The organism is Dyella sp. 2HG41-7 (assembly GCF_021390675.1).
GTDB lineage: Bacteria > Pseudomonadota > Gammaproteobacteria > Xanthomonadales > Rhodanobacteraceae > Dyella_B.
Genome location: NZ_JAJEJV010000004.1, coordinates 3,080,576 through 3,103,425 on the forward strand (window position 1 = coordinate 3,080,576; position 22,850 = coordinate 3,103,425).

Below are 22,850 nucleotides of genomic sequence, written 5' to 3' on the forward strand. Positions count from 1 at the left end.
CATGGCCAACTGGATTCCTTTGTGGATGCACAAGCTCAGCTCACCGCCGGTGTTCTACCGGTTCGCGGGCGCCGTGCGGCCGTGGGCGATCGCGCTGGCCTTGGTGCTCGGCATCGTCGCGCTGTACGGCGGGCTGGTTTTGGCGCCGCCGGATTATCAGCAAGGCGATGACTACCGCATCATCTTTATCCACGTGCCGTGCGCCTGGATGGGGCTTTTCATCTATGCGGTGATGGGCGTTTCGGCCTTTATCGCGCTGGTGTGGCGCATCAAGTTGGCGGAACTCATCGCGATGGCGTCCGCGCCCATCGGCGCAGCATTTACATTCATCACGCTCGTCACCGGTTCGCTATGGGGCGAACGCATGTGGGGCACGTGGTGGACGTGGGATGCGCGCCTTACGTCCGAACTCGTGCTGCTGTTTTTGTACCTGGGCGTGATCGCGCTGTATCACTCGTTCGAAGATCGCCGCCAAGGCGCGCGCACCGCCGGATTTCTCGCGTTGATCGGCATCGTGAATGTGCCCATCGTGCATTTCTCGGTGGTGTGGTGGAACACCTTGCACCAAGGTTCCACCATCAAACTGCTTGGCCCATCCACCATGGCGCCATCGATGATCTGGCCGCTGCTTACGATGATGGCGGCGACCAAGCTTTATTACATCGCCAGTCTTTGCGGCCGTACACGCGCCGATCTCTTGATGCTGGAAAGCGGCAAAGACTGGGTGCGTCAGATTGCCGAGCGCGAGGCGCAAGCATGAATGCATCGTCGCTCCAGACCTTTCTCGCCATGGGCGGTTACGCCGCCTACGTATGGCCTGCGTATGGCGTGTTCTTTGTGGTGCTTCTGATCGATTGGCTGGCGCCGCAATTCCGTCGTCGTCGTTTGCTGCGCGAATTGCGTGCGCGTATGGCTCGGCAGGATGCGCGCAAAGAACGCACTTCATCTCCCTCTCCCCTCCGGGGAGAGGGTTGGGGTGAGGGGCCGCGCTTGCCATGATGCCCGTGTCGATTTCAAAGCAACGACGCAGTGTTTCGACGCAACAAAATGACCTGCGTCGCGAGATTGCCCCCTCACCCCAGCCCTCTCCCCATAGGGGAGAGGGAGCTAAATGCACGTCTCTATGAATCCAACTCGCCAACGTCGCCTCACCATCGTCATTGCCGTACTCGTCGCCGTGATCGTCGCGTCGGCCCTGGTGGTGTACGCGCTGCAGCAGAATATGAATTACCTGTTTACGCCGAGCCAAGTGCAAGCCGGCGATGCGACTCACTACAAAACGTTTCGCCTCGGCGGCATGGTGAAGGCCGGTTCGATCCAGCGCAGCAACGATTCGCTGAAAGTCACCTTCACCGTGGTCGACGCCAGCGGCGTCATGCCGGTGGAATACAACGGCATCCTTCCGGATTTGTTCCGCGAGAACCAATCGGTGATCGCGACGGGCCATATGGATGGCGCGCGCTTCGTCGCCACCGAGGTGCTCGCCAAGCACGACGAAACCTATATGCCGAAAGAACTGAAAGACGCGATGGCCAAGGCGCACGCCGGCAAGCGCATCGATGAAACGGCCAATCAGGACAAACAGCAGCTATGACTCCCGAACTCGGCCAACTCGCGCTAATCCTCGCGTTGATGCTTGCGGTTGCGCAAAGCGTGCTGCCGCTGATCGGCGCATGGCGCGGCAATCGCGCATTGATGGCCGTTGCGCGTCCCGCCGCGACTGGACAAGCGGTGTTCGTGGCGCTCGCGTTTGCGATTCTTGTTTGGGCGTTTCTGCAGTTCGATTTTTCGGTGCAATACGTCGCGGCCAATTCCAATCTGCAGTTGCCGTGGTACTACCGCATCGCCGCGGTATGGGGCGCGCACGAAGGTTCGATGCTGTTGTGGGTGCTGATCCTCAACGTGTGGACGGTGGCGCTCGCATTGTTCAGCCGTCAATTGCCCGACGTATTTCTCTCGCGCGTGATTGCCGTGCTCGGCATTATCTCGGTGGGATTTCTTTGCTTCATCCTCTTCACGTCCGACCCGTTCGGCCGTTTGCTGCCGATGCCGCCGGACGGCGCGGACCTCAATCCGGTGCTGCAGGATCCGGGCATGACCTTCCATCCGCCCGTGTTGTACATGGGCTACGTGGGATTCTCCGTGGCGTTCGCATTTTCCATCGCCGCCTTGCTCGGTGGCTCGATGGAGCAAGCATGGGTGCGCTGGGCGCGGCCGTGGACGAATGCGGCGTGGGGATTTCTCTCCTGCGGCATCGTCGCCGGTAGCTGGTGGGCGTATGCGGAACTCGGCTGGGGCGGCTGGTGGTTTTGGGATCCGGTGGAGAACGCGAGCTTTATGCCGTGGCTGGTCGGCGTGGCGTTGATCCACGCGCAAGCCGTGACGGAGAAGCGCGGATCGTTGCGTGCTTGGACGATCCTGCTGTCGCTCTTCGCGTTCTCGCTGTCATTGCTCGGTACGTTTTTAGTGCGCTCGGGCATCCTCACGTCGGTGCATGCATTTGCATCCGATCCGCGCCGCGGCACGTTTATCTTGTGCTTCCTCGCCTTCGTTGTCGGCGGATCGTTGCTGCTCTATGCGTTGCGCGCGCCGAAGGTGGCTGGCGGCAAAGCGTTTGCGCTGATCTCGCGTGAAAGCGCGATTCTTATCGGCAATCTGATGTTTACCGTCGCGGCGGCGATGGTGCTGCTCGGCACATTGTTTCCGTTGCTGGGCGATGCGTTGAACTTGGGCAAGATCTCCGTGGGGCCGCCGTATTTCGGCTTGCTCTTTCCGCTGTTGATGTTGCCAGTAGTGCTGCTGCTTCCGTTTGGACCGTATTTGCGCTGGGGCAAAAGCGACACGCCGATGCTCAAGCAAGTGATGGCGCGTGCCGGCATCGCGGCGCTCGCTTGCGCTGTTGTATCGATGGTTTTCGTGCAAGGCCAGCTCAAAGCGATCGCAGGTGTCGCCTGCGCCGTGTGGGTCGGCGTCGGCGTGGCTTTGTATATCGTCAAACGCTGGCGCGAGATGCCGAGCGGTCGGCGTTATCCCGCCGAGATGGCCGGCATGTTGCTCGCGCATGCGGGCGTGGCGACTTTCCTGATCGGCGTGTTGCTTTCGGAATCGCTGAGCGTCACGCGCGATGTGCGCCTGTCGCCGGGACAGGTCGCCACCGTGGGCGGCTATGAATTTCGCTTCGACGGCGTGACACAGGCGCAAGGCCCCAACTGGATCGCCGAGCAAGGCGTGGTGACGGTGACGCGCCACGGCGCGCCGGTAGCTGTGATGCATCCGCAGAAGCGCACGTATTCGCACGAGCAGGTGCAAACGCAATCGTCGATCGATCCGGGCGTCACGCGCGATCTGTATGTCGCCTTGGGCGAGCCCATGGATCCGCAGCATGTGGAAGGCGCCTGGGCGTTGCGCCTTTACACCAAACCCTTCGTGCGTTGGATCTGGGGCGGCGGACTTTTCATGATGCTTGGCGGATTTGTCAGCGCGGCCGACCGCCGCTTCCGCGTCAAGCGCGAGGTGGAACAAACGCAAACGATTTCCACGTCGTTGCAGGAATCGCAAGCATGACCAGGCTGGTGCCCTTCTTCGCATTCGTGCTGTTGGCGGCGCTGCTTGGCTTTGGCATCTGGTGGAACAGCGCGCATGATCCGACCGCCGTACCGTCGCCCTTGATCAACAAGCCGGCGCCGGCATTCGTGCTGCCAAAACTCGACGATCCCGGTCGCATGGTGAGCAAGGCATCGATGCTCGGTAAACCTTATCTGGTGAACGTGTTCGCGAGCTGGTGCTTTGCTTGCGGCATCGAACATCCCGTGCTGATGGCCGAATCCAAAAACCTCGGCGTTCCGGTGATCGGCTACGACTACAAAGACGATCCCAACGACGCGAAAAACTGGCTCAGCCAACACGGTAATCCCTACGACACCGTGATCGCCGACCCATCGGGTCACACCGCCATCGATTTTGGCGTTTATGGCGCGCCCGAAACGTTTCTGATCGACGGCAAAGGCGTGATTCGCTACAAGCGCATTGGTCCGTTGACACCGGACGTGATCGAACAACAACTCAAGCCCGCGATCGCAGCGCTGCAAAAGGAGGCGCCATGACGGGCCGGTTCGCGCGCATCGCCGTGCTCGTTGCGCTGCTCGTGCTGGGCAGCACCGCGTTCGCGCAGGCCATCGATCCGCTGCCGTTTCGCGATCACGCCGAAGAACTGCGCTTCCAGCATCTGACAAGCGAATTGCGTTGTCTGGTTTGCCAGGACGAAGACCTTGCCGATTCCAACGCCGACTTTGCGCGCGACCTGCGGCACAAAGTGTTCGAGCTGATGCAGCAAGGAAAAACCGACGCGCAGATCAAGCAATATCTGGCGGATCGCTATTCCGACTTCGTGCTCTACGATCCGCCCGTCAACGGTCGCACCTGGTTGCTGTGGTTCGGCCCGTTGCTGATTCTTATCGCCGGTGGACTCGTCGTAGTGAACACCATACGCAAACGCAGCCGCGCCGGCACGCCCGCCGCACCGACCGACAATGGGGACGATTGGTGAAACCGCTTTTTTATATTGCCGCCGCAGCGATGGTGGCTGTGGCGCTGGCTTTGCTGCTGCTTCCGCTGTTGCGACACGGTCGCCAGGACGGACGGTCGCGCGGCGTGTTCGCGCTGATGCTCGCCATTGCCTTGGTTGTTCCGCTCGGCACGGTGTTTCTGTATGGGAAGATCGGCACGCCGTCCACGTTGAACGGCGTACCGCAACAGGCGCAAACCATTACCGACGTCAATCAGGCGCTGGACGAATTGCGCGCGCATTTGGCCGCGCAGCCGAATGACGCGCAAGGCTGGCTGTTGCTCGCGCAAGCCGATATGGAAATGCATCAGCCGGATCAAGCCCGCGATGCCTTCGAACACGTTCTGAAAATTCGCCCGAACGATACTACCGCGATGGTGGGTTGGGCCGAAGCCGACTCGACGGCGCGTCCGGATCACCTTATCGACGGCCGTGCGCGCGATTTACTGGAGCAGTCGGTCAAGCTGGAGCCCAACAATCAGCGCGGCTTGTGGCTGCTCGGCATCAGCGATTTTCAACAAGGCCGTTATGCCGATGCCGCATCCACGTGGCGCATTTTGCAACCGCAGCTGCAACCGGGCTCCAGCGTTGCGCAGGCTGTCGCGCAGCAGATCGCCCTGGCCGATTCACGTGCGGCGTCTACAAGTCCAGGCGGTACGGCGCCCGATCAACCGGCGCAAGAATCTGGCTTGCAAGTCGACATAAGCTTGGCGCCTGCACTGCAAACCAAACTCGCCACCGGCGACACGCTGTTCGTGTACGCGCGCGCGGAAAACGGGCCGCCTATGCCGCTCGCAGTCACACGGCTCGATGCGAGCAAACTTCCGACGACCGTTACGTTGACCGATGCGATGAGCATGACGCCGTCGATGAAACTGTCTTCCGCGTCGCGCGTGATCGTTGGCGCACGCGTCAGCCATAGCGGCAACGCGATGCCTCAACCCGGCGATTTGGAAGGCGATGTCGGCGCCGTCGATGTTCACAGCGCATCGCCGATTCATATCGTCATCGACAAAGTCCATAAGTAATTTTGCGGTAACGCTTCACTTTTCGCCGGCTTTCCAGTTACGGTGAGGCGCTCCGTCAGCACGAAGGAACGGCCATGAGCGATGCGCGTCGATATTTCCAATTGCCCTCCCCGTTCGCAATGAAGCGCGGCGGTGCATTGCATGGCGCGCACGTGGCGTATGAAACCTGGGGCACGTTGAACGCCGCGCGCGATAACGCGGTGCTGATTCTTACCGGCCTTTCTCCCAGCGCGCACGCCGCCTCCAATGCAGAAGATCCTTCACCCGGTTGGTGGGAAGGCATGTTGGGGCCGGACAAAGCCATCGATACCACGCGCTGGTTTGTGATCTGCATGAACTCGCTGGGCAGCGACAAAGGCTCTACCTGCCCCGCATCGATCGATCCGGCCACCGGCGAACCGTATCGGCTCAACTTTCCGGATCTGTCGCTCGAAGATGTCGCCCACGCCGCGCATGCGTTGGTCGCGCATCTGGGCATCGACAAGCTGGGATGTTTGATCGGTTGCTCGATGGGCGGCATGAGCGCGCTGGCTTACATGGTGCTGCACCCCGGCAGCGTGCGCACGCACATCAGCGTGGATACGGCGCCGCAAGCGCAACCGTTCGCCATCGCCATCCGCTCGCTGCAACGCGAAGCGATCCGGCTCGATCCGCAGTGGAACGAAGGCCTGTATGACGACTCGCGATATCCCGACATCGGCATGAGCATCGCGCGCAAGCTTGGTGTGATTACGTATCGCTCCGCCATGGAATGGAACGGTCGCTTTGCGCGCATTCGGCTCGATCCGGAGCAACGCGAAGATCAACCGTTCGGCTTCGAGTTTCAGGTCGAGTCGTATCTCGAAGGTCACGCGCGCCGCTTTGTCCGCACCTTCGATCCCAACAGCTATCTCTACCTTTCTCGCGCCAGCGACTGGTTCGATATTTCCGAATACGGCGACGGCCATGTGATGGAAGGCTTGAAGCGCATCCATATCGAGCACGCGTTGGTGATCGGCGTCAGCACGGACATTCTGTTTCCGCTGGAGCAGCAGGAACAAATTGCCGAAGGCCTGGAAGCCGCCGGCGCGAACGTCGAATTCGTCGCGTTGGATTCACCGCAGGGTCACGACGCATTTCTGGTCGACATCGAAAACTACAGTCGCGCCATCGGCGGATTTTTGCAGCGGCTTTGAGGCGCGCATAAGTCGATGCAGCGGGGTCGGACTAGGCTCGGCCCGGTCTGACGGGGCCGCCCAAGCCGTTGAATCATCTGCTAAAATCGCACAGATACAGGCAGGGATCAGAGTGCCCCCTTCGCCACTGCTACACTGTCACACGAATTCCGATTTTCGAGATACCCATGCTGACCATGGACTTCCCCGGTTGCGACAAGTTGATCAACGCCATTGATATGGCCGTCGCCAAGGGCGCTACGCCCGCGATTACCGACAGTTTGCGCAACAGCTTGTGCAAATTGATCCAGAGCAAGGAAATCGCCTTGCCGTCTTGCGTGTTCGAAACCGCCGAGGATCGCTACGCCCGTCGCGAGCTGTACCACAGCGACGAATACGGCTATTGCGTGGTCGCCATGACCTGGGGGCCCGGTCAAGGCACGCCTATTCACGACCACTGCGGTATGTGGTGTGTGGAAGGCGTCTGGAGCGGTGCGCTGGAAGTAGTGCAATACGAGCGCCTGCCCGACGGCAGCGACGGCCTGTGGTGCTTCCAGCCCGTGGGTTCGATTCAGGCCGGCCCGGGTTCCGCCGGCAGCCTGATTCCGCCGCACGAGTACCACACTATCCGCAACCCCAGCGACGACACCGTCGCGGTGAGCCTGCATGTCTACTCCGGCAACATGACCCATTGCGCCGTATTCCAGCCCAAGGGCGATCAGCACCACTACGAACGCCTGGATCGCAAATTAAGTCTCGACCCGGTCAATTGAACCCGGCATAATAGGCGTTCGTTCTTTGCCGGTGTGGCGGAATGGTAGACGCGGTGGACTCAAAATCCACTGGCAGCGATGTCGTGTAGGTTCGAGTCCTATCACCGGTACCAAAGAATGAGCAGTACAAAAAAAGCCCCTCAAAGGGGCTTTTTTTATGGCTGTGTCTCGCGGATGCGCGTCAGCTTTCTTCGTGCCCGTCTTTGACGAACATCTGCCCATCCTGCGCGAAATGGATCACCGACCGCCGCTTGGCGCGAAGATGGCGCGCCGTCTCTACCGACGTGGCGAGCGCGGGCGCCATTTCCGCGATATCCAGCGTGCGATTGCCGCGACGACGCTGCTTGCCCGAGAAACGGATGCGGTTGTATTGCGACCACGATCCGATCGACAGCGCGCATATCACCGCTACGGTCACGATCATGCTGAGATTGTTCGCCGCGTGCAGCGGATGGATCAATCCCAGCTGCTTGTACATATCGCCTAGGCCAAGCAGCCAGGCGATCAAGGTCAGCACCGGCAACCACAACGACACCCACATCGTCCACGCCACGATGGTGATGATGGCGAAAAACGTGCGATGCAGCGTGGGCTGTCGCTCGGGTCGATTGATAACGAGTTCGGCTTTCATCGTATCCCCCTGTCAGGACTGGTCCAAACCGCCAACGTGCCTTTGCGTTTGAGAAGAGCCTTGGGCAGCGCGACGATCGACGTCACCGTGGTCAACATCCAATAAGCCAACGGATACCAAATCATCCAGTAGTAGTTGCGACCGACGCCCGCTTCGTAACGTCGGTCGATCAGCAAACTCACAAGGAATTGCAGCAAACAGATCATGCCGAGCACGACGCCGTTCCATCCCGGAAACAGCGCCGGAACCTGCAACGACGGCGGTAGTGAGATCACGTGACCGAGCACCCACAGCACGGCGATGGTGGCGAGATCGAATGACCACGTCACGCTCACGAGGTATTCGAGCGCAACCATCCACATGCGGCGTTGCTTCCAACGCAGCAGCTTCAGGCCGTAGCGCAGCAACACTTCCGAACCGCCTTGCGCCCAGCGCAAACGTTGCTTCCACAAGCCGACCAAGGTTTCCGGCATCAAAATCCAGCACAGCGCATTGGGCTCGTAACGAATTTCCCAATGACGCATCTGCAAGCGCCAGCTCACATCGATGTCTTCGGTCACCATATCGGTGTTCCAGTAACCGACATCGTGCAACGCAACCTTGCGGAACGCGGCAATCACGCCGGAGACGGTAAAAATGCGGCCGTAGACGCGTTGCGCGCGCTTGATCAAACCGATGATCGACGAGAACTCGCCCACCTGCAGCTTGCCCAGCAAGGTGGAACGATTGCGGATACGCGGATTGCCGGTCACCGCGCCAACGCGCGGGCTATCGAGCAAATGCATCATCAGCCAATGCGTGGCATACGGATCGAGCAGCGCATCGCCGTCGATGCATACGAGGTATTCGCCTTTCGAGGCGAGCGCCGCCGCACGCAAACCCATCGCTTTGCCGCGATTGCTCGCAAGGTGCACCACGCGGAGTTCGGGATACTCCTTCATCAACTCGTCGAGCTTTTCCGCGGTGTCGTCGGTCGAACCGTCGTTGACGGCGATGATCTCGAAACACGGATACGTTTGCTTCGCCAGATACGCAATCGTTTCGCGAACCTGCGCGCCTTCGTTGTGGCAAGGAACGACCAGCGACACCAGCGGATACGACGACAGCTTCGGCGGCTTGACGCGCGAGGGTTCCTTCCGTTCCCAGCGGAAGAAATATATCAGGCCACCGCTCATCCAAATCAGCGACATCACCAACGGATAGAAGAAGGCGAACCCGAGTAGCGTTTGGAGCGTATGCGCGAACATGGTCATCGCTCCGGATAGGGATAATCGGCGTTGGAAATCGCCGGCCGCACCGCTTCCAGATGGGGCTGGTCGCGGATGAAATCGTCCGGGTAATAACCCAGATTGCGTGCGCCGCTTACTTGAAGCAGACGCATGCGCGCGTCGATGTCCTGGTCCGAAATCGGTTGATCGGTACGCCAGTCGCGCGTCGCCACTTCGAACAGCGCGCCGTCCAAAGCATGCGGTCCTGCCTCCGAAACGCGCGCAACCAACTGCCGATACCAGCTCGCCGTATCGGCCTGCTTATCCAATTGCGGCATCGCCATAATGGCGGTGATGTTGTAGTTCGCCAGGAACAACGGCAGGCTCTGCGCAAACCACGCTTCCGACTTGGGATCGAAAATCGGCCGCGTGTAGATATTGCGCGCCGTTTTTACTTCCGGGCGCCAGCGGCGCACGCGATCCGTGAGCATCTTGGTGAAATCGATCAAGGCGGCCGTGCGTTGCTCGGGCGTCTTGTTCGCCCAAGGGCCAAGTTGATCGGTGTCGCGCAGATACGCGTCGTCTGAGAACAACAATCCGGCTTCGTCAGCATGCATCGCTAAGTCTTCGTAGACGTCGCCGACCCACTGGCGCACGCGCGGATCCCATGGCGCAAGACGATAGTGATCGCCGCCGGGCTTCGGTTCGCCGGCCAGCGAAGGCAAGTTCGGCGCGTCCGCAAAACGGAACGCCAGTACCGGCATCCATGCATAGACGCGAACGTGAGCGCGCGTACGCAACTGCCACGCGACGCGCGAGAACAGATCCGCGCGCATCGGCAGATGGCGCGACGGAAAATACACTGCTTCCGCGACACCGTTACCCTTCGGATCGGCATACGCCTGCAGCCAAACCTGACTGGGCTGCATGCGTTTGATGCGATCCAGAAGACGCGAAAGGTTGCGCTCCTGCTGTGCTGGATCCGGGTCGTAGACGTAATCCAGATCCACTTGCACGGCGCGCACGGGATCCGGGCGCGAGTGATGACGGATCAACCAGCCAAGGCGATTGGCGCTGATATTGCCGCTGACCAGCAAACGCGGAATCGTATGGTCGTCGGGCGATACCGGTATGGCGTCGTCCAGACTGAAAGACACGGGCATGCCGACGCTCGCAGCGATCTGTGTAGCGACCATGTTGTAAGCGCCATATGGCCACACGATCGCGCGCGGCCGCTGACCCGTCGCCTGCGCGATCTCATCCGAGCTGTGCTGCAGATCTTTGCGCAGTCGCTCGCTGTAGGTCGCTTCGCTTTCATACTGCGCAGAGTGTGCATCGTATTGGAGGCTGACTACAGCCGGCAGCTGATTGCCCTGCGGATTGGCGGTAATGCCCTCGTGCAGATCCCACGTATGCGAGGCGAACTCCACCAAATCGGAGCGCTGCATCGCGCGCACGTCGTCCCATGTCAAAAAACATTCGCGCGTGCAGGTGCTGCCGTTGTAAGGCATCTTTTCGCCGGCTGGCATATCCATCCACGAACCGACCAGCGCAGCGACGGCCGGATAGTCGTAGGCGCGCAGCAAGGGATAGACACGCGTGTAGAAGCTTTTCAGACCGTCGTCAAAGACCAGCAATACCGAATGCGGCGGCAAACGCGTTCCGGCTTGCTTCGCCTTGATCACCTCATCAAGGCTTACGACATGATAGCCGTTGGCTTTCAACCAATCGAAATGAGCGATCAAATGATCTGTGCTGGTGGCGTCCGGATCGTGATCGCCGCTTTGCGCGACATCGTCGCGCACGTCGTGATAAGCAAGTACGATCAAGCCGGATTGCTCAGGCACGAAGTCGGCGGCGTATGCCACGTTTGCGATCACGAAGAGCAACAGAGCGAGCAAGAGGAAGCGCATTGTCACTCTCCCCAATGCACGTTCAAATCGAGCACGACACGCGATTCGTGCCGACCGTCGTAAGGTTGCCAATGCCAACTCACGCCCCAGCCGAACTTCAAGCCCGCGTGCGGTTGGAAAATCTGGCCGTAGCGCGCGCTGGCCATCCAGCCGGTGGCGAAGTTGCGTTCGCCGTAACGGCCGGCGCTGAAATCGAAGCGCTGATTCCAGACGCGATCGCTGTATTGATTGAGCACGTTTTGCAACACACCGGTCAGCGCGTAGGAGCGATCCCACGACGGATTGAAGTACGGCCGGTCGATTTCGCTGTTGGTCGATCCGCCGATTTCCACGCCGCCGTCAAACGTCACGTTCGGCCCGGTGTGCAGACGCTGCACCACATCGCCAAGCCAGCCTTTGCGCACGTTGCCGTCGGTAAAACGATCGCGATATACATCCAAGCGCGCGGACGTCAGTTCGCTCGCACGCCACTGCACGGCGGTGCTGAAAGTTTTGCCGGTGATACCGTAGTACTGCGCACGCAGCGGAATATCAGCGCCCGCGCTGCTCCAATCGGAGGTCCACGACCAGCGGTCGCTGATGGCCCAGTTGAAGCCGGCTTCGAAGTCCGTGCGGCGCACGTAATGATCGGCGGAAGGCAAGGCCTGCACGTAGTACTCAACGTTCGGCACAAAGCCCTGAATGCCCAGGCCGGCACGATCTCTCGATGCTTGCCCTTCGGGCAACGCGGCAGACGAGGCGCGCGCCAGTGCGAGCACGCGCCAATGATCGCCGATCAGCGGACTCGCCAGCGTCGCCTGCGTTTCCTGATCGCGGTCGCCGTAATCGGGGCTGTTGCCCCAGCCGTTGTCGTGCGTGATATCCAGCTGCCAACCGCGCTGGCGATCCCATGCCTCCAACGCATTCTGCACGCGGCCGCTGCGTCCGGCTTGCGTTTGGGCTTGGTCGATCGACGCTTGCGCGCCGGCATAGTCGTAAACCGCGCGCTGCGCTTCGGCTTCATCCAAGTCGGCGGAGGCGTCGTGCTCGTCTTCGATGGATGCGGCGATCTTCAAGGTTTCCGCGGCACGGCGCGGCCACCCGCGCGCAAGTTCGGCCATCGCCAACTGACGGCGCAGATCCACATTACCCGGCGCTTCGGCGCACATGGCGGCGAGTCGTGTGTAGCTTTCCTGCAGTTGGCCCGCGTCTTCATGCAATTGCACGGAAACGCTATCGGCGTCAACTTTGCGCGAATTCTGCGTGTTGCCTCGCCCGCTCGATGCACGCCGCCAACGAGGCTCGTCTTTCGCCAACTTGTCGATGGTGGAAAGCGCGTCGTGGATGCGGCCGGCATCGAAGTACGCGTAAGCGAGACCGATGCGGGGATCCGAATCGCTAGCATCGTACGGACCGGGATCTCGCCTCATGCCGTCTTCATACAAGGCCACCGCTTCGCGCGGCTGATGTTTTTGCGAGAAGGCGTCGGCCACCGCCCATTCCGCATACGGCGGCAGCGCGATGTTTTGTTGTTTCAACGACGCATAGACGGAGAGCACTTCATCGGCCCGATCCGCTTGATCCAGCGCGACCAGCAAATCGAGTTGCGCGCGTCTGCGCACGTCTGCGGGCGCGGATGTGTCGTTGGCCAAACGTTGAATATCGTCGATGGCTTTATCCGCTTCGGCGTACGGATGCGTCGCATCGGCGGGCACGCCTTTCGCCCAACGCACTTCGTGGGACGCGTAATCGGCCCTGAGCTGCACGCGCTCGGCATCGCTGAGCGCGGGCGAGATCTTCGCAGCCAGCTCGTTAGCGCGCGCGGACGCACCCAATTCCGAAAGCAGCTGGACGCACAACAACTGCGCACTGCGATCGTTCGGCCAACTTGCCAACACATCCTCACAATGGGCAAGTGCTTCCACTCGGTGACCCGCGCTACGCTCGGAGCGCGCCAGCGACAGCAGCGCGTCGTGATCCGACGCGCTCTTCGCGGCGCCCGCTTCGCACGTTCCGCACAACGCGAGCGCGACAAAAGCCGCCAGCGCCGCGCGCCGAAACTCCGCCGCGTTCGCTGTTGATTTCCCTATTTTTTGACCGCACTTCTGCATCGCAAGAGTCGCCCAATGCGCCTAAGGTGAAAACCGAAAGCCCGGTGAAGTCGCTTTCCACTGCTTCCTCGAACTCATCGCTTGTTGGATAGTTCGCAAGAATCGGGCCATCTTGGATGGCTGTGAATTTCAGACGTGCGCGCGCGGTCTTTCGTTTTTGACATACGTGAAGGCCGTCTTTGCGAAAACCCGGAAGCAATCACAAGTCATTGATTTATATTGACAAAAAGACACGCAAGATCAGCTTCGCTACGCCTTGTGAAGACGGTGCGCAAAAGCGCGTTATTTGCGCGAGGTATGTCGTAATTGGTCAGCCGACTGTTTTAGGTCACTTTCGTCCCAACGCGTGGGCGCAACGCCGGAAGCTCTTCATCATTTCGAAAAAACAAAAGGCCTGCACGCAGGCAGGCCTCTTTCGGTTTTCAAAGCCGCTTCACTTCCCTGATGCGGGTCGCAAACCGAACAGGATCAATAGCACGGCGCCGACGCAGATGCCGCAGTCAGCCACATTGAACGTGGGGTAATACCAGTCGCGGTAATACACCTGGATGAAATCGGTGACCTGCGATGCGTGCAAACGATCGATCACGTTGCCAAGCGCGCCGCCGATCACCAACGACAGCGGCAGCGCTGTGCGCCATTCGCGCCGTGCAGTGCGCGCCAGCCAAATCACCAGCGCCACAGTGATGACCGCCGCGAGCAACACGAAAAACCAGCGCTGCCAGCCGCTGCTTTGCGCGAGAAAACTGAAAGCCGCGCCGGTGTTGAACGCCAGTGTCCAATTGAGCAAGCCAGGTATCACCGCGTGCGGCGATCCAGGAGGCTGCAATGCGGTCACTGCCCACCATTTGGTGAGCTGATCGAGAAGGATCACCAACAAGGAAAACGACAGCCAGGGGAGAGCGTTGGGTTTGGGATGCATGGTCTTCTCATTAATGACAGTGCAATGCCGAATGGCTCCCCTCCCCTGCATGCAGGGGAGGGATGGGGTGGGGTTGCATGAGCTTGCGTCACTTTTGAAGTTCAACGCGAGAATGCTTCACCCCACCCCAACCCTCCCCTACTACACGTAGGGGAGGGAGCAGGTTTGCAACAGCGTTAGAACCAGCGGCGCTCTTCGCCCGGTCCTTCCACGTTGCTCACGCAACGGCTGCAGATTTCCGGATGATTCGGATTGCTGCCGACGTCGTCGCGGCGATGCCAGCAACGAATGCATTTGGCCGCATCACTGACGCTGGCCGCTACGTACACCTCGCCACCTTCGAGCTGCACGGCGGCGGCATCGTCGGGTCGCGGCTGCAACGGCGCAAAGCTCAATTCGGAGGTGATGAAGAAGAAGCGCAATTCGTCTGCGGTGGCTGCGTAGCGCTCCGTCGTCGCAGGATCGGCGTGCAGCACGAGCTTCGCTTCCAGCGCCGCGCCGATGCGTTCGCCTTTGCGCATTTCTTCCAGCACGCGCGACGCCGTGTCGCGCATCGCCAAAAGATCGGCCCAATAACGGCGCTGTTCCGACGAGCTTTGCGTGTTGGTCAATCCGTCGTACCAAGTTTCGAACAGCACGCTTTCGCCGCGTTCGCTCGGCATGTGCTGCCAGATTTCTTCGGCGGTGAACGACAGCACCGGCGCCAGCCAACGCACCATCGCTTCCAGGATGCGATACATCGCGCTCTGCGCGCTGCGCCGGCCGAGGCTTTCGGTCGGCATGGTGTAGAGGCGATCCTTGGTGATATCCAAATACAGCGCGCCCATTTCGTTGGTGCAGAAGTTCTGCACGCGTTGCACGATCTCCGGGAAATCGTGGCGGTCGTACGCGGCGATCACCGCTTGCTGCACATCGTAAGCCTGCGCGACGGCCCACTGATCGAGCAGCAGACTGTTCTCCGTCGGCACCAGATGCTTGGCCGGATCGAAACCGTCGAGATTGCCGAGCAGGAAGCGCGCAGTATTGCGAATGCGGCGATACGCGTCCGCCACGCGCTTCAGAATTTCGTCGGACACCGACATCTCGTTGCGATAGTCGGCCGACGCCACCCACAAACGCAGAATGTCGGCGCCGAGCGTGTCCATCACCTTCTGCGGCGCCACCACGTTGCCCTGCGATTTGGACATCTTGCGGCCCTGCCCGTCCACGGTGAAGCCGTGCGTCAGCAGCGCCTTGTACGGCGGTTGGCCGTCCAACATCGACGAGGTGAGCAGCGAGGAATGGAACCAGCCACGATGCTGATCGGAGCCTTCCAGATACAAATCGGCAGGGAACGCGGAGATATCCACGTGCGAACCGCGCAGGACATGCCAATGCGTGGTGCCGGAATCGAACCACACGTCCAAGGTGTCGCGGTTTTTCTCATACAACGGCGCTTCTTCCGCGCTGAGAAAATCGCTGGGTTCGATGCTTTGCCACGCCTCGATGCCATCTTGCTCGATGCGCTTGGCGACTTCTTCCAGCAACTCTGGCGTACGCGGATGCAGCGCACCGGTTTCGCGATGCACGAAAAACGCCATCGGCACGCCCCACTGACGCTGGCGCGACAAAGTCCAGTCCGGACGATTGGCGATCATCGCGTGCAGACGCTGCTTGCCCCACGCCGGATAGAACTTGGTGGCTTCGATGCCTTCCAGCGCGGTTTCGCGCAGCGTTTTACCGCCTTCTTTCGGCACGACATCCATGCCCGCGAACCACTGCGAGGTGGCGCGATAAATCACCGGCGTTTTGTGGCGCCAGCAATGCATGTAGCTGTGCGTGTATTTCTGCTGATGCAGCAGCGAACCGGCTTGATCCAACGCTTCGACGATCTTCTGATTGGCCTTCCAAATAAACAGACCGCCGAACAGCGGCAGCGTCGACGCGTAGTGACCATCGCCCATCACCGGATTGATGATGTCGGCATCCAGCATGCCGTGCGCTTTGCACGACAAAAAGTCTTCCACGCCGTAGGCCGGCGACGAATGCACGATGCCCGTGCCGGTATCCAACGTAACGTAGTCGCCGAAATACACCGGCGACAAACGCGCATAGCCCGGATCGACCGCATACAGCGGATGACGGAAACGCAATTCGCCCAGCGCGCTACCCGGCACGGAGGCCACGATTTGGCCTTCCAAACCGTATGTCTTTAAACACTCTTCCACGCGCTCAGTCGCGAGAATCAGCATACCCTTGGGCGTATCGACCAGGCTGTAGCTGAATTCCGGATGCAGATTGAGCGCCTGATTGGCGGGAATCGTCCACGGCGTAGTGGTCCAGATCACGATCTGGCCGTTGGGCTTGGGCAGCGTTTGCAGACCGAACGCTTTCGCGACGGCGGCGGGATCGTCGAACGCAAAACCGACGTCGATGGCGATATCGGTCTTGTCGTCGTACTCCACTTCCGCTTCGGCCAGCGCCGAACCGCAATCGAAGCACCAATTCACCGGCTTCAGGCCGCGATAGATATAACCCTTGCGCAGCATCTCCGAGAGCGCGCGGATTTCCGACGCTTCGTTGAAATGATCCATCGTGAGATACGGGCGATCCCACTCGCCCAGCACGCCGAGGCGCTTGAAGTCGGCCTTCTGCGCTTCGATCTGCTCGGCGGCATAGGCGCGCGCTTTGCGCTGCACTTCAGCTGCCGGCAGGTTTTTGCCGAATTTCTTTTCGATCTGGATTTCGATCGGCATGCCGTGGCAATCCCAGCCGGGCACATAAGGCGCCTGGAAACCGGCCAGCACCTTCGACTTGACGACGATGTCCTTCAGAATCTTGTTGACCGCGTGACCGATATGGATCGCGCCGTTCGCATACGGCGGCCCGTCGTGCAGCACAAACAGCGGACGGCCGACCGTCTTGGCCTGGATCTGGTGATAACGGTCCGCTTTTTCCCATTCGGCCAGCCAACCCGGTTCGCGCTTGGGCAGATCGCCGCGCATCGGGAAGGTGGTTTGCGGCAGGTTGATGGTGCTCTTGTAGTCCTGGGTCATCGCTCGGGCGCCGTGTTTTACGGTGATTCCGCTTCGATGCCTGCAGGGGAACCGAAGCCGTGCTGGGTTGCTCGCCGCGCGCGGCGGTCAAGGGTGACCTGCGCACGCATTCGTAGTCGGCACCGGCTCTGTTTGCTCGCAGCTCACAGGGGCATCGGTGAAAGCAGACTGGCTGTCTGTTGAACCGATGCCCCGAAGAGATGCGGGCAAACAGAGCCGGCCCTTCGGGTGACTTATGAGAGCGCCGCGGGCTGCGCCCCACGGCTTGGAAAGACAGCCAGTCTTCCCTGCGCCGCGCGACACACCCCGCGGCGCTCTCATAAGTCATGACGACTACGAATGCGTGCGCAGGTCACCCTTAACGCACGCGCTTCGGCGAGTGCTCGTCAAATAATAATGATCGCCGCCACCGTGACGGTGGACAGAATGTGCAAGCGGGTCATGGTGTTGCTCATGATGTGGCCTGGGTCGCATCGATCAATGCCGGGTTCATCCCTAAGATTTCCCGGGCGGAACGTGCATCATGCCGCATTTGGGCGGTTAATGCGTCTAAACCGTCGAATTTCATCTCGTCGCGCAGCTTGGCCACGAACTCCACCGCCATGCGCTGCCCGTAGAGATCGCCCTCGAAATCGAACAGATGCACTTCCAGCAGGGGCTCGGCCACTTCGTTGACCGTGGGCCGCTTGCCCAGGCTCGCCACGCCCGGCCAGCTGCATTCGCTTTCGCCCAGGCCGACGCGCACCGCGAAAATGCCGTGGACCGGGGTGACCCGTTCGCGCAGATGAATGTTGGCCGTGGGAAACCCCAGCGTGCGCCCGAGCTGGTTGCCGTATTCCACCTTGCCTTCGATCACGAAGGGGCGACCCAGCAATGGCGCTACCGCACCGAAATTGCCCGCGCCGAGCAACGCCCTCACGCGACTGGCGGACACGCGTTCGCCGTCCAGCAAAACGGCGGGCATGGTGTGCGCGCCGAACCCGCGCTCTGCGCCAAGGCGCTCCAGCAACGCAACGTCGCCGGCACGCTTATGTCCAAAACGAAAATCCGCGCCGACCCACACTTCGCGCACGCCGAGCCGGTCGATCAACACACGTTGCACGAACTCTTCGGGCGACATGGCCGTCAACGCCTGGTTGAATCGCAACAGCAATGTGTGCTCCATGCCCGACGCGGCGAAGCCAAGCAGCTTTTCGCGCACGCTGGAAAGGCGCGGCACCGGCTCCTTGGAGAAATATGCACGCGGCAACGGCTCGAAACTCACCACGATGGGCGAACAGCCGAGCGCCTGCGCGCGCTGGCGCACTTCGCTGAGCAGAGCTTGATGGCCACGATGCAAGCCGTCGAACGCACCGACCGCAACCACGCTGCCGCCGGGCGCCAAACACGGCCCCGCGACGTCCCGGGACAGTTTCATCATCCGACCAGTATAACGGTCATGCATGCTGCAAATCGCGTAGCCGGAAGCCCGTCGCGAAAAGCACCGCTACATACGTCGCGCCACCGGCGCCGACCAGCACAGCGAGCCGCCATACACGTTCCATCGCGTGCATCTGCGTCCAATCGAGCCACTGCCAGCGCCCGAGCAGCAGCACTGCCGTCATCGCCGCACAAGCCAGCGCCAAACGCGCCAGATGGCGTCCCCATCCCGGCTGAGGCTGATAGATATCGGCCTTTTTCAGCCAGCGCCACAACAGCAGCAAGTTGATATAGCTGGCGATCGCGCTGGCCATGCCCAGCGCAAGGTGCAAGCCGGGGACCTTGGACAAGCCTTCCAGCAAAGGTCCCGCCTTCAGCGCGGACGGCGCCCATAACGCATAGAGCGCAAGTAAAAAAACGCCATTGAGCAGCATGTTGGATACGAGCGCCGCCACGCCGGCCCTGACCGGCGTGCGCGTGTCTTTGCGCGCATAAAACGCCGGCAGCAACACTTTCACTTGCGCATAGGCCGGCACGCCGAAACTCAACGCTGTCACCGACAACGTCGCCATGCGCGTGTCGAACGGATGAAACTGTCCATTCTGAAACAGCGTGGCGACCAACGGTTGCGCCAGCAGCATCAAACCGAACATCGCGGGCACCGCAATCAGCAGCGTGGTGCGCAATCCCCAGTCCAAAGCTTTCGAGAATCCATCGTGATCGGTGGCGATGTGATGCCGCGAAAGCGAAGGCAGGATGACCGTGCCGAGCGCCACGCCAAACACACCTAGCGGCAATTCCAGAAAGCGATCCGCTTGCGACAACCACGTTTGCGAACCGGCGATCAGCAGCGACGCAATCACCGTGTCGAACAGCAAGTTGATTTGCGAGACCGACGAACCGAACAGCGTCGGCACCATCTGACTCATGATTCGGCGCACCTGCGGATGGTTCCATCCCCAGCGCGGCCACACCAACAAGTCCAACGTGCGCAACGCGGGCAGCTGAAACAACACCTGCAGAATGCCCGCGGCCAACACTGCCCATCCCAACGCCAGAATCGGCGTATGCAAATAGCGCGAGAGCCACCACGCGCCGGCGATCATGCAGAGATTAAGAATCACCGGCGTCAACGCCGGCAAGCCGAAGCGATGGAAACTGTTGAGCGCGCCGCCCGAAAGCGCGGTCAGCGACACGAACAGCAAGAACGGAAACGTGAGGCGCAACAGGTCGACGGTCAGCGAGAATTTCTCCGGCTCGTCCACCGCACCCGGCGTAAACAACATCGCCACTTGCGGCGCGAACAACACGCACAACGCCGCGACCACCAGCAGCACGCCACTCAAGGTGCCGGCGACGCGCGACATCAGATCCTTCAGATCGTCGTGACTGCCGGTCTCTTTGACTTCGGTAAAAACCGGTACGAAGGCGGTGGAAAACGCCCCCTCCGCAAACATGCGGCGCATGAAATTGGGAATCCGGAAGGCCACCCAGAACGCATCGGTGGCCACGTTGGCGCCGAAGACGTGGCTGATGGAAATATCCCTCAGCAGCCCGAGCACGCGCGAAACCATGGTCATGCTGCTGAAGGAAAGCAGCCCGCGTAACATGCTGGGGGACTTCATGCGTTGTCGGTGCCCGGCCTGATCTGAAAAGCGGCGCTTAGTGTGCCAGCTTTTAGTCTCCCCCCCTTCGCAGAGAGGGTTGAGGTGAGGGGCGAATCTTGCGTGTTGAGCTCATGATGAGCATCAAGAGCCGCTTCGATGTGAACCTCGGCTAGAATGTCCCCTCATCCGGCCCTTCGGGCCACCTTCTCCCCGAAAGGGAGAAGTTAAGCAGGGTCCCTGGCGGGACGGTTGCTTAACCACTTGACCTAACGGCAAATTAGCCGCATAATTGCCGCCTTTTTCCAACCCCAGTATTCATTCCGGAGTTCTACCTTGGCTAACATCAAGTCCGCGAAGAAGCGCGCGCGCCAGTCCGAGCAGCGCCGCCTGCGCAACGTCAGCGCCCGTTCCATGGTCCGTAGCGCCCTGCGCAAGGTCGTCAAAGCCATTGAGGCCAAGGACAAGACTGCCGCCGTGGCCGCTTTCGAAGCCGCCCAGCCGGTGATGGATCGTTACGCCGCTCGCGGCCTGATCCACAAGAACAAGGCCGCTCGTCATAAGAGCCGCCTGAACTCGAAGATTCGCGAACTGGCCTAAGGCCAGATCGACATTATTTGGGTTGGTGTCGAGGCCGGCGGAAACGCCGGCTTTTTCACGTCCGAATTCGCCGGTCAGCGGACAAGCTTCGCCAACTGTTCCTTCATGGCCCGCACTTCCGTCACGCTCGATCGATCGAAATCCGGCGGCAGATCCAGCAACTTGGGATTCAGATAACGCATCCCCGACCGCTGGACGGCCCGCGCGGAACCATGAAATTCATGGGCCTTCGAAAGCCCTGCGATCTCGACCAGATTCGTCGAGCGAATGCCCGCCCCGGCCATGATGCTGATGCGGTCTCCCGCCTGCTCTACGAGCCTGGCGATAACCTGCGCACCAGCAAGCGCATTCGCGTGGCCGCCTGAGGTCAGCACACGCTCGCATCCCAAGCCGATGATGCTCTCAAGCGAACGGCTCAGGTCCGCGCTCGCATCGATGGCGCGATGGAACGTCACACCCAACTTGCCTGCGGTGCGCACCAACTCACTGCAACGCGGATCGATCTGACCATCGGCATCTAGCGCGCCGATCACCACGCCATCCAAACCCACGCGTGCGCAGGTCTCCACGTCGCGACACATGATGTCGAACTCGGCATCGTCGAAAAGAAAATCGCCGCCGCGCGGGCGAATCAGTACATACACCGGAATACGTACACGCTCACGCACCATCGCCAGCGTGCCGTAGGACGGCGTAATACCGCCTTCGGCCAGGCTGCCGCAAAGCTCCACGCGATCGGCGCCACCTTCCTGCGCCGCCAGCGCGGACGCGAATGAACCAGCCGCGATCTCAAGCGAAATGCTTCGTGTCATTAGGTGAACGTCGTCTGGTAAAGGCTGGGCGAAGCCAGCAGTCGATCTTGCTGGTGCGCATCGCACACCGCATAGGTGAAACCTTTCTGTATCGCGTAGGCGCCGCACTCGCCATCGCGACGCAACGCAAGAAAGCCCACCTGCATTTCCTTGGTGGCCTCAGGGCGCTTTTTGACGATGCGACGCACGGCCTCTTCGCACGCTTCCTGCGGACTGCGGCCCTGACGCATCAGCTCCACCACCAAAAAGCTGCCCGCATTGCGAATCACTTCTTCGCCGACACCTGTAGATGTCGCGGCGCCCACTTCATTGTCGACGTACAGGCCCGCACCAATGAGAGGACTGTCGCCAACGCGACCGTGCAGCTTCCACGCCATGCCGCTCGTGGTACATGCGCCGGCCAGATGGCCATTCGCATCGACCGCCAACATGCCGATGGTGTCGTGATTGTTTTTGCCGCCGGGCATGCCGAGGTTTTGCAGGCTGCGGTGGTAATCGATGTTTTCGCTGTTGGCGACCGGCGTATATTTGGCCTGCTTCAACCATTCGTGCCACGCCTTTTCCGATTCCGGCGTCAGCAGCCTTTCCTTCTTGAAACCTTCCTGCAACGCAAACTCGAGCGCGCCGTCGCCAACCAGCAGCACATGCGGCGTGTCTTCCATCACCTTGCGCGCCACATTGATGGGATGCGCGATATGCTCAATTGCAGCCACCGCGCCGCAGCGACCGTCGCCGTCCATGATGCTGGCATCGAGCGTCACGCGGCCGTCGCGATCGGGATAACCGGCGCGACCCACGCTGTGATTGTGCAGATCCGACTCCGGCACCATCACGCCCTTCTCCACCGCATCCAGCGGCTTGCCGCCTTTGCCCAGCACCGCCCATGCCGCAAGGTTCGCCGGCACACCGAAATCCCAGGTGGACACGACGCGCGCGCCCACGCCACCGGGCACGGAGCCGGCCAGCGATGCGGCGCTGCGAGCGAATCGCGGCAGCGCCAGCGCCGACGTCGCCAGCATGGTGGTTTTCAGGAAATCACGACGATTGCTCATTCGAACCCTCCGAGTACGGACTGCTTTGCAAGACCGACATCATGC

At 60.8% G+C, this 22,850-nt stretch carries 20 protein-coding genes and 1 tRNA gene; 11 read left to right on the plus strand and 10 right to left on the minus strand.

The window, feature by feature from the left end:
• The first annotated feature begins 1 nt into the window (after nt 1).
• From L0U79_RS15225 to L0U79_RS15270, 10 genes are all read left to right on the plus strand, one after another.
• Nucleotides 2–760: a heme ABC transporter permease gene (locus L0U79_RS15225; protein WP_233843097.1), complete on the plus strand. Its 759-nt coding sequence runs from the start codon at nt 2–4 to the stop codon at nt 758–760.
• A complete protein-coding gene (gene ccmD / locus L0U79_RS15230) occupies nt 757–999 on the plus strand; it encodes a heme exporter protein CcmD (RefSeq protein ID WP_233843098.1) in 243 nt (80 codons plus the stop codon). Before L0U79_RS15225 ends, ccmD begins: the two co-directional genes overlap by 4 nt.
• Nucleotides 1,000–1,123: 124 nt before the next feature.
• On the plus strand, nt 1,124–1,594 hold the full coding sequence (ccmE, locus tag L0U79_RS15235; protein WP_233843921.1) for a cytochrome c maturation protein CcmE: 471 nt from the start codon (nt 1,124–1,126) through the stop codon (nt 1,592–1,594).
• Nucleotides 1,591–3,564: a heme lyase CcmF/NrfE family subunit gene (locus L0U79_RS15240; RefSeq protein ID WP_233843099.1), complete on the plus strand. Its 1,974-nt coding sequence runs from the start codon at nt 1,591–1,593 to the stop codon at nt 3,562–3,564. Before ccmE ends, L0U79_RS15240 begins: the two co-directional genes overlap by 4 nt.
• Nucleotides 3,561–4,103: a DsbE family thiol:disulfide interchange protein gene (locus tag L0U79_RS15245; RefSeq protein ID WP_233843100.1), complete on the plus strand. Its 543-nt coding sequence runs from the start codon at nt 3,561–3,563 to the stop codon at nt 4,101–4,103. Before L0U79_RS15240 ends, L0U79_RS15245 begins: the two co-directional genes overlap by 4 nt.
• Entirely contained in the window at nt 4,100–4,546 is a 447-nt protein-coding gene (locus L0U79_RS15250) for a cytochrome c-type biogenesis protein (RefSeq protein ID WP_233843101.1), read from the plus strand. The genes L0U79_RS15245 and L0U79_RS15250 overlap by 4 nt, the downstream gene beginning before the upstream one ends.
• Complete coding sequence (locus tag L0U79_RS15255; protein ID WP_233843102.1) at nt 4,543–5,592, plus strand: tetratricopeptide repeat protein; 1,050 nt, start codon at nt 4,543–4,545, stop codon at nt 5,590–5,592. Before L0U79_RS15250 ends, L0U79_RS15255 begins: the two co-directional genes overlap by 4 nt.
• Before the next feature lie 74 nt (nt 5,593–5,666).
• Nucleotides 5,667–6,767, plus strand: a complete 1,101-nt coding sequence (locus L0U79_RS15260) for a homoserine O-acetyltransferase (RefSeq protein WP_233843103.1) — start codon at nt 5,667–5,669, stop codon at nt 6,765–6,767.
• Nucleotides 6,768–6,934: 167 nt separating this feature from the next.
• On the plus strand, nt 6,935–7,519 hold the full coding sequence (locus L0U79_RS15265; protein WP_233843104.1) for a cysteine dioxygenase family protein: 585 nt from the start codon (nt 6,935–6,937) through the stop codon (nt 7,517–7,519).
• Nucleotides 7,520–7,546: 27 nt separating this feature from the next.
• A tRNA-Leu gene (locus L0U79_RS15270) sits at nt 7,547–7,632 on the plus strand.
• Nucleotides 7,633–7,700: 68 nt separating this feature from the next.
• Here L0U79_RS15270 and pgaD read toward each other — a convergent pair.
• The 8 genes from pgaD to murJ all read right to left on the minus strand — a co-directional run bounded on the left by pgaD (nt 7,701) and on the right by murJ (nt 20,347).
• Complete coding sequence (gene pgaD, locus L0U79_RS15275; protein WP_233843105.1) at nt 7,701–8,150, minus strand: poly-beta-1,6-N-acetyl-D-glucosamine biosynthesis protein PgaD; 450 nt, start codon at nt 8,148–8,150, stop codon at nt 7,701–7,703.
• Nucleotides 8,147–9,397, minus strand: a complete 1,251-nt coding sequence (gene pgaC / locus L0U79_RS15280; RefSeq protein WP_233843106.1) for a poly-beta-1,6-N-acetyl-D-glucosamine synthase — start codon at nt 9,395–9,397, stop codon at nt 8,147–8,149. The genes pgaD and pgaC overlap by 4 nt, the downstream gene beginning before the upstream one ends.
• A 2-nt stretch (nt 9,398–9,399) precedes the next feature.
• Complete coding sequence (pgaB, locus tag L0U79_RS15285; protein ID WP_233843107.1) at nt 9,400–11,271, minus strand: poly-beta-1,6-N-acetyl-D-glucosamine N-deacetylase PgaB; 1,872 nt, start codon at nt 11,269–11,271, stop codon at nt 9,400–9,402.
• 2 nt (nt 11,272–11,273) lie between these two features.
• Complete coding sequence (pgaA, locus tag L0U79_RS15290; protein WP_233843108.1) at nt 11,274–13,361, minus strand: poly-beta-1,6 N-acetyl-D-glucosamine export porin PgaA; 2,088 nt, start codon at nt 13,359–13,361, stop codon at nt 11,274–11,276.
• Nucleotides 13,362–13,794: 433 nt separating this feature from the next.
• Entirely contained in the window at nt 13,795–14,283 is a 489-nt protein-coding gene (gene lspA / locus L0U79_RS15295; protein WP_233843109.1) for a signal peptidase II, read from the minus strand.
• A gap of 176 nt (nt 14,284–14,459) precedes the next feature.
• Nucleotides 14,460–17,318, minus strand: coding sequence for an isoleucine--tRNA ligase (gene ileS / locus L0U79_RS15300; RefSeq protein WP_233843110.1), 2,859 nt, complete (start codon nt 17,316–17,318; stop codon nt 14,460–14,462).
• A gap of 451 nt (nt 17,319–17,769) precedes the next feature.
• Complete coding sequence (locus L0U79_RS15305; RefSeq protein WP_233843922.1) at nt 17,770–18,738, minus strand: bifunctional riboflavin kinase/FAD synthetase; 969 nt, start codon at nt 18,736–18,738, stop codon at nt 17,770–17,772.
• Nucleotides 18,739–18,754: 16 nt separating this feature from the next.
• Nucleotides 18,755–20,347 carry a murein biosynthesis integral membrane protein MurJ gene (murJ, locus tag L0U79_RS15310; RefSeq protein ID WP_233843923.1) on the minus strand — a complete coding sequence of 531 codons (1,593 nt, stop codon included), beginning with the start codon at nt 20,345–20,347 and terminating at the stop codon, nt 18,755–18,757.
• 330 nt (nt 20,348–20,677) lie between these two features.
• On the opposite strand from murJ, the gene rpsT reads away from it, so the two are divergent.
• On the plus strand, nt 20,678–20,941 hold the full coding sequence (gene rpsT / locus L0U79_RS15315; protein ID WP_233843111.1) for a 30S ribosomal protein S20: 264 nt from the start codon (nt 20,678–20,680) through the stop codon (nt 20,939–20,941).
• A gap of 74 nt (nt 20,942–21,015) precedes the next feature.
• Here rpsT and L0U79_RS15320 read toward each other — a convergent pair whose 3' ends face one another.
• Nucleotides 21,016–21,741: a copper homeostasis protein CutC gene (locus L0U79_RS15320; RefSeq protein ID WP_233843924.1), complete on the minus strand. Its 726-nt coding sequence runs from the start codon at nt 21,739–21,741 to the stop codon at nt 21,016–21,018.
• A gap of 11 nt (nt 21,742–21,752) precedes the next feature.
• A complete protein-coding gene (locus L0U79_RS15325; RefSeq protein WP_233843112.1) occupies nt 21,753–22,805 on the minus strand; it encodes a N(4)-(beta-N-acetylglucosaminyl)-L-asparaginase in 1,053 nt (350 codons plus the stop codon).
• Between the last annotated feature and the right edge of the window lie 45 nt (nt 22,806–22,850).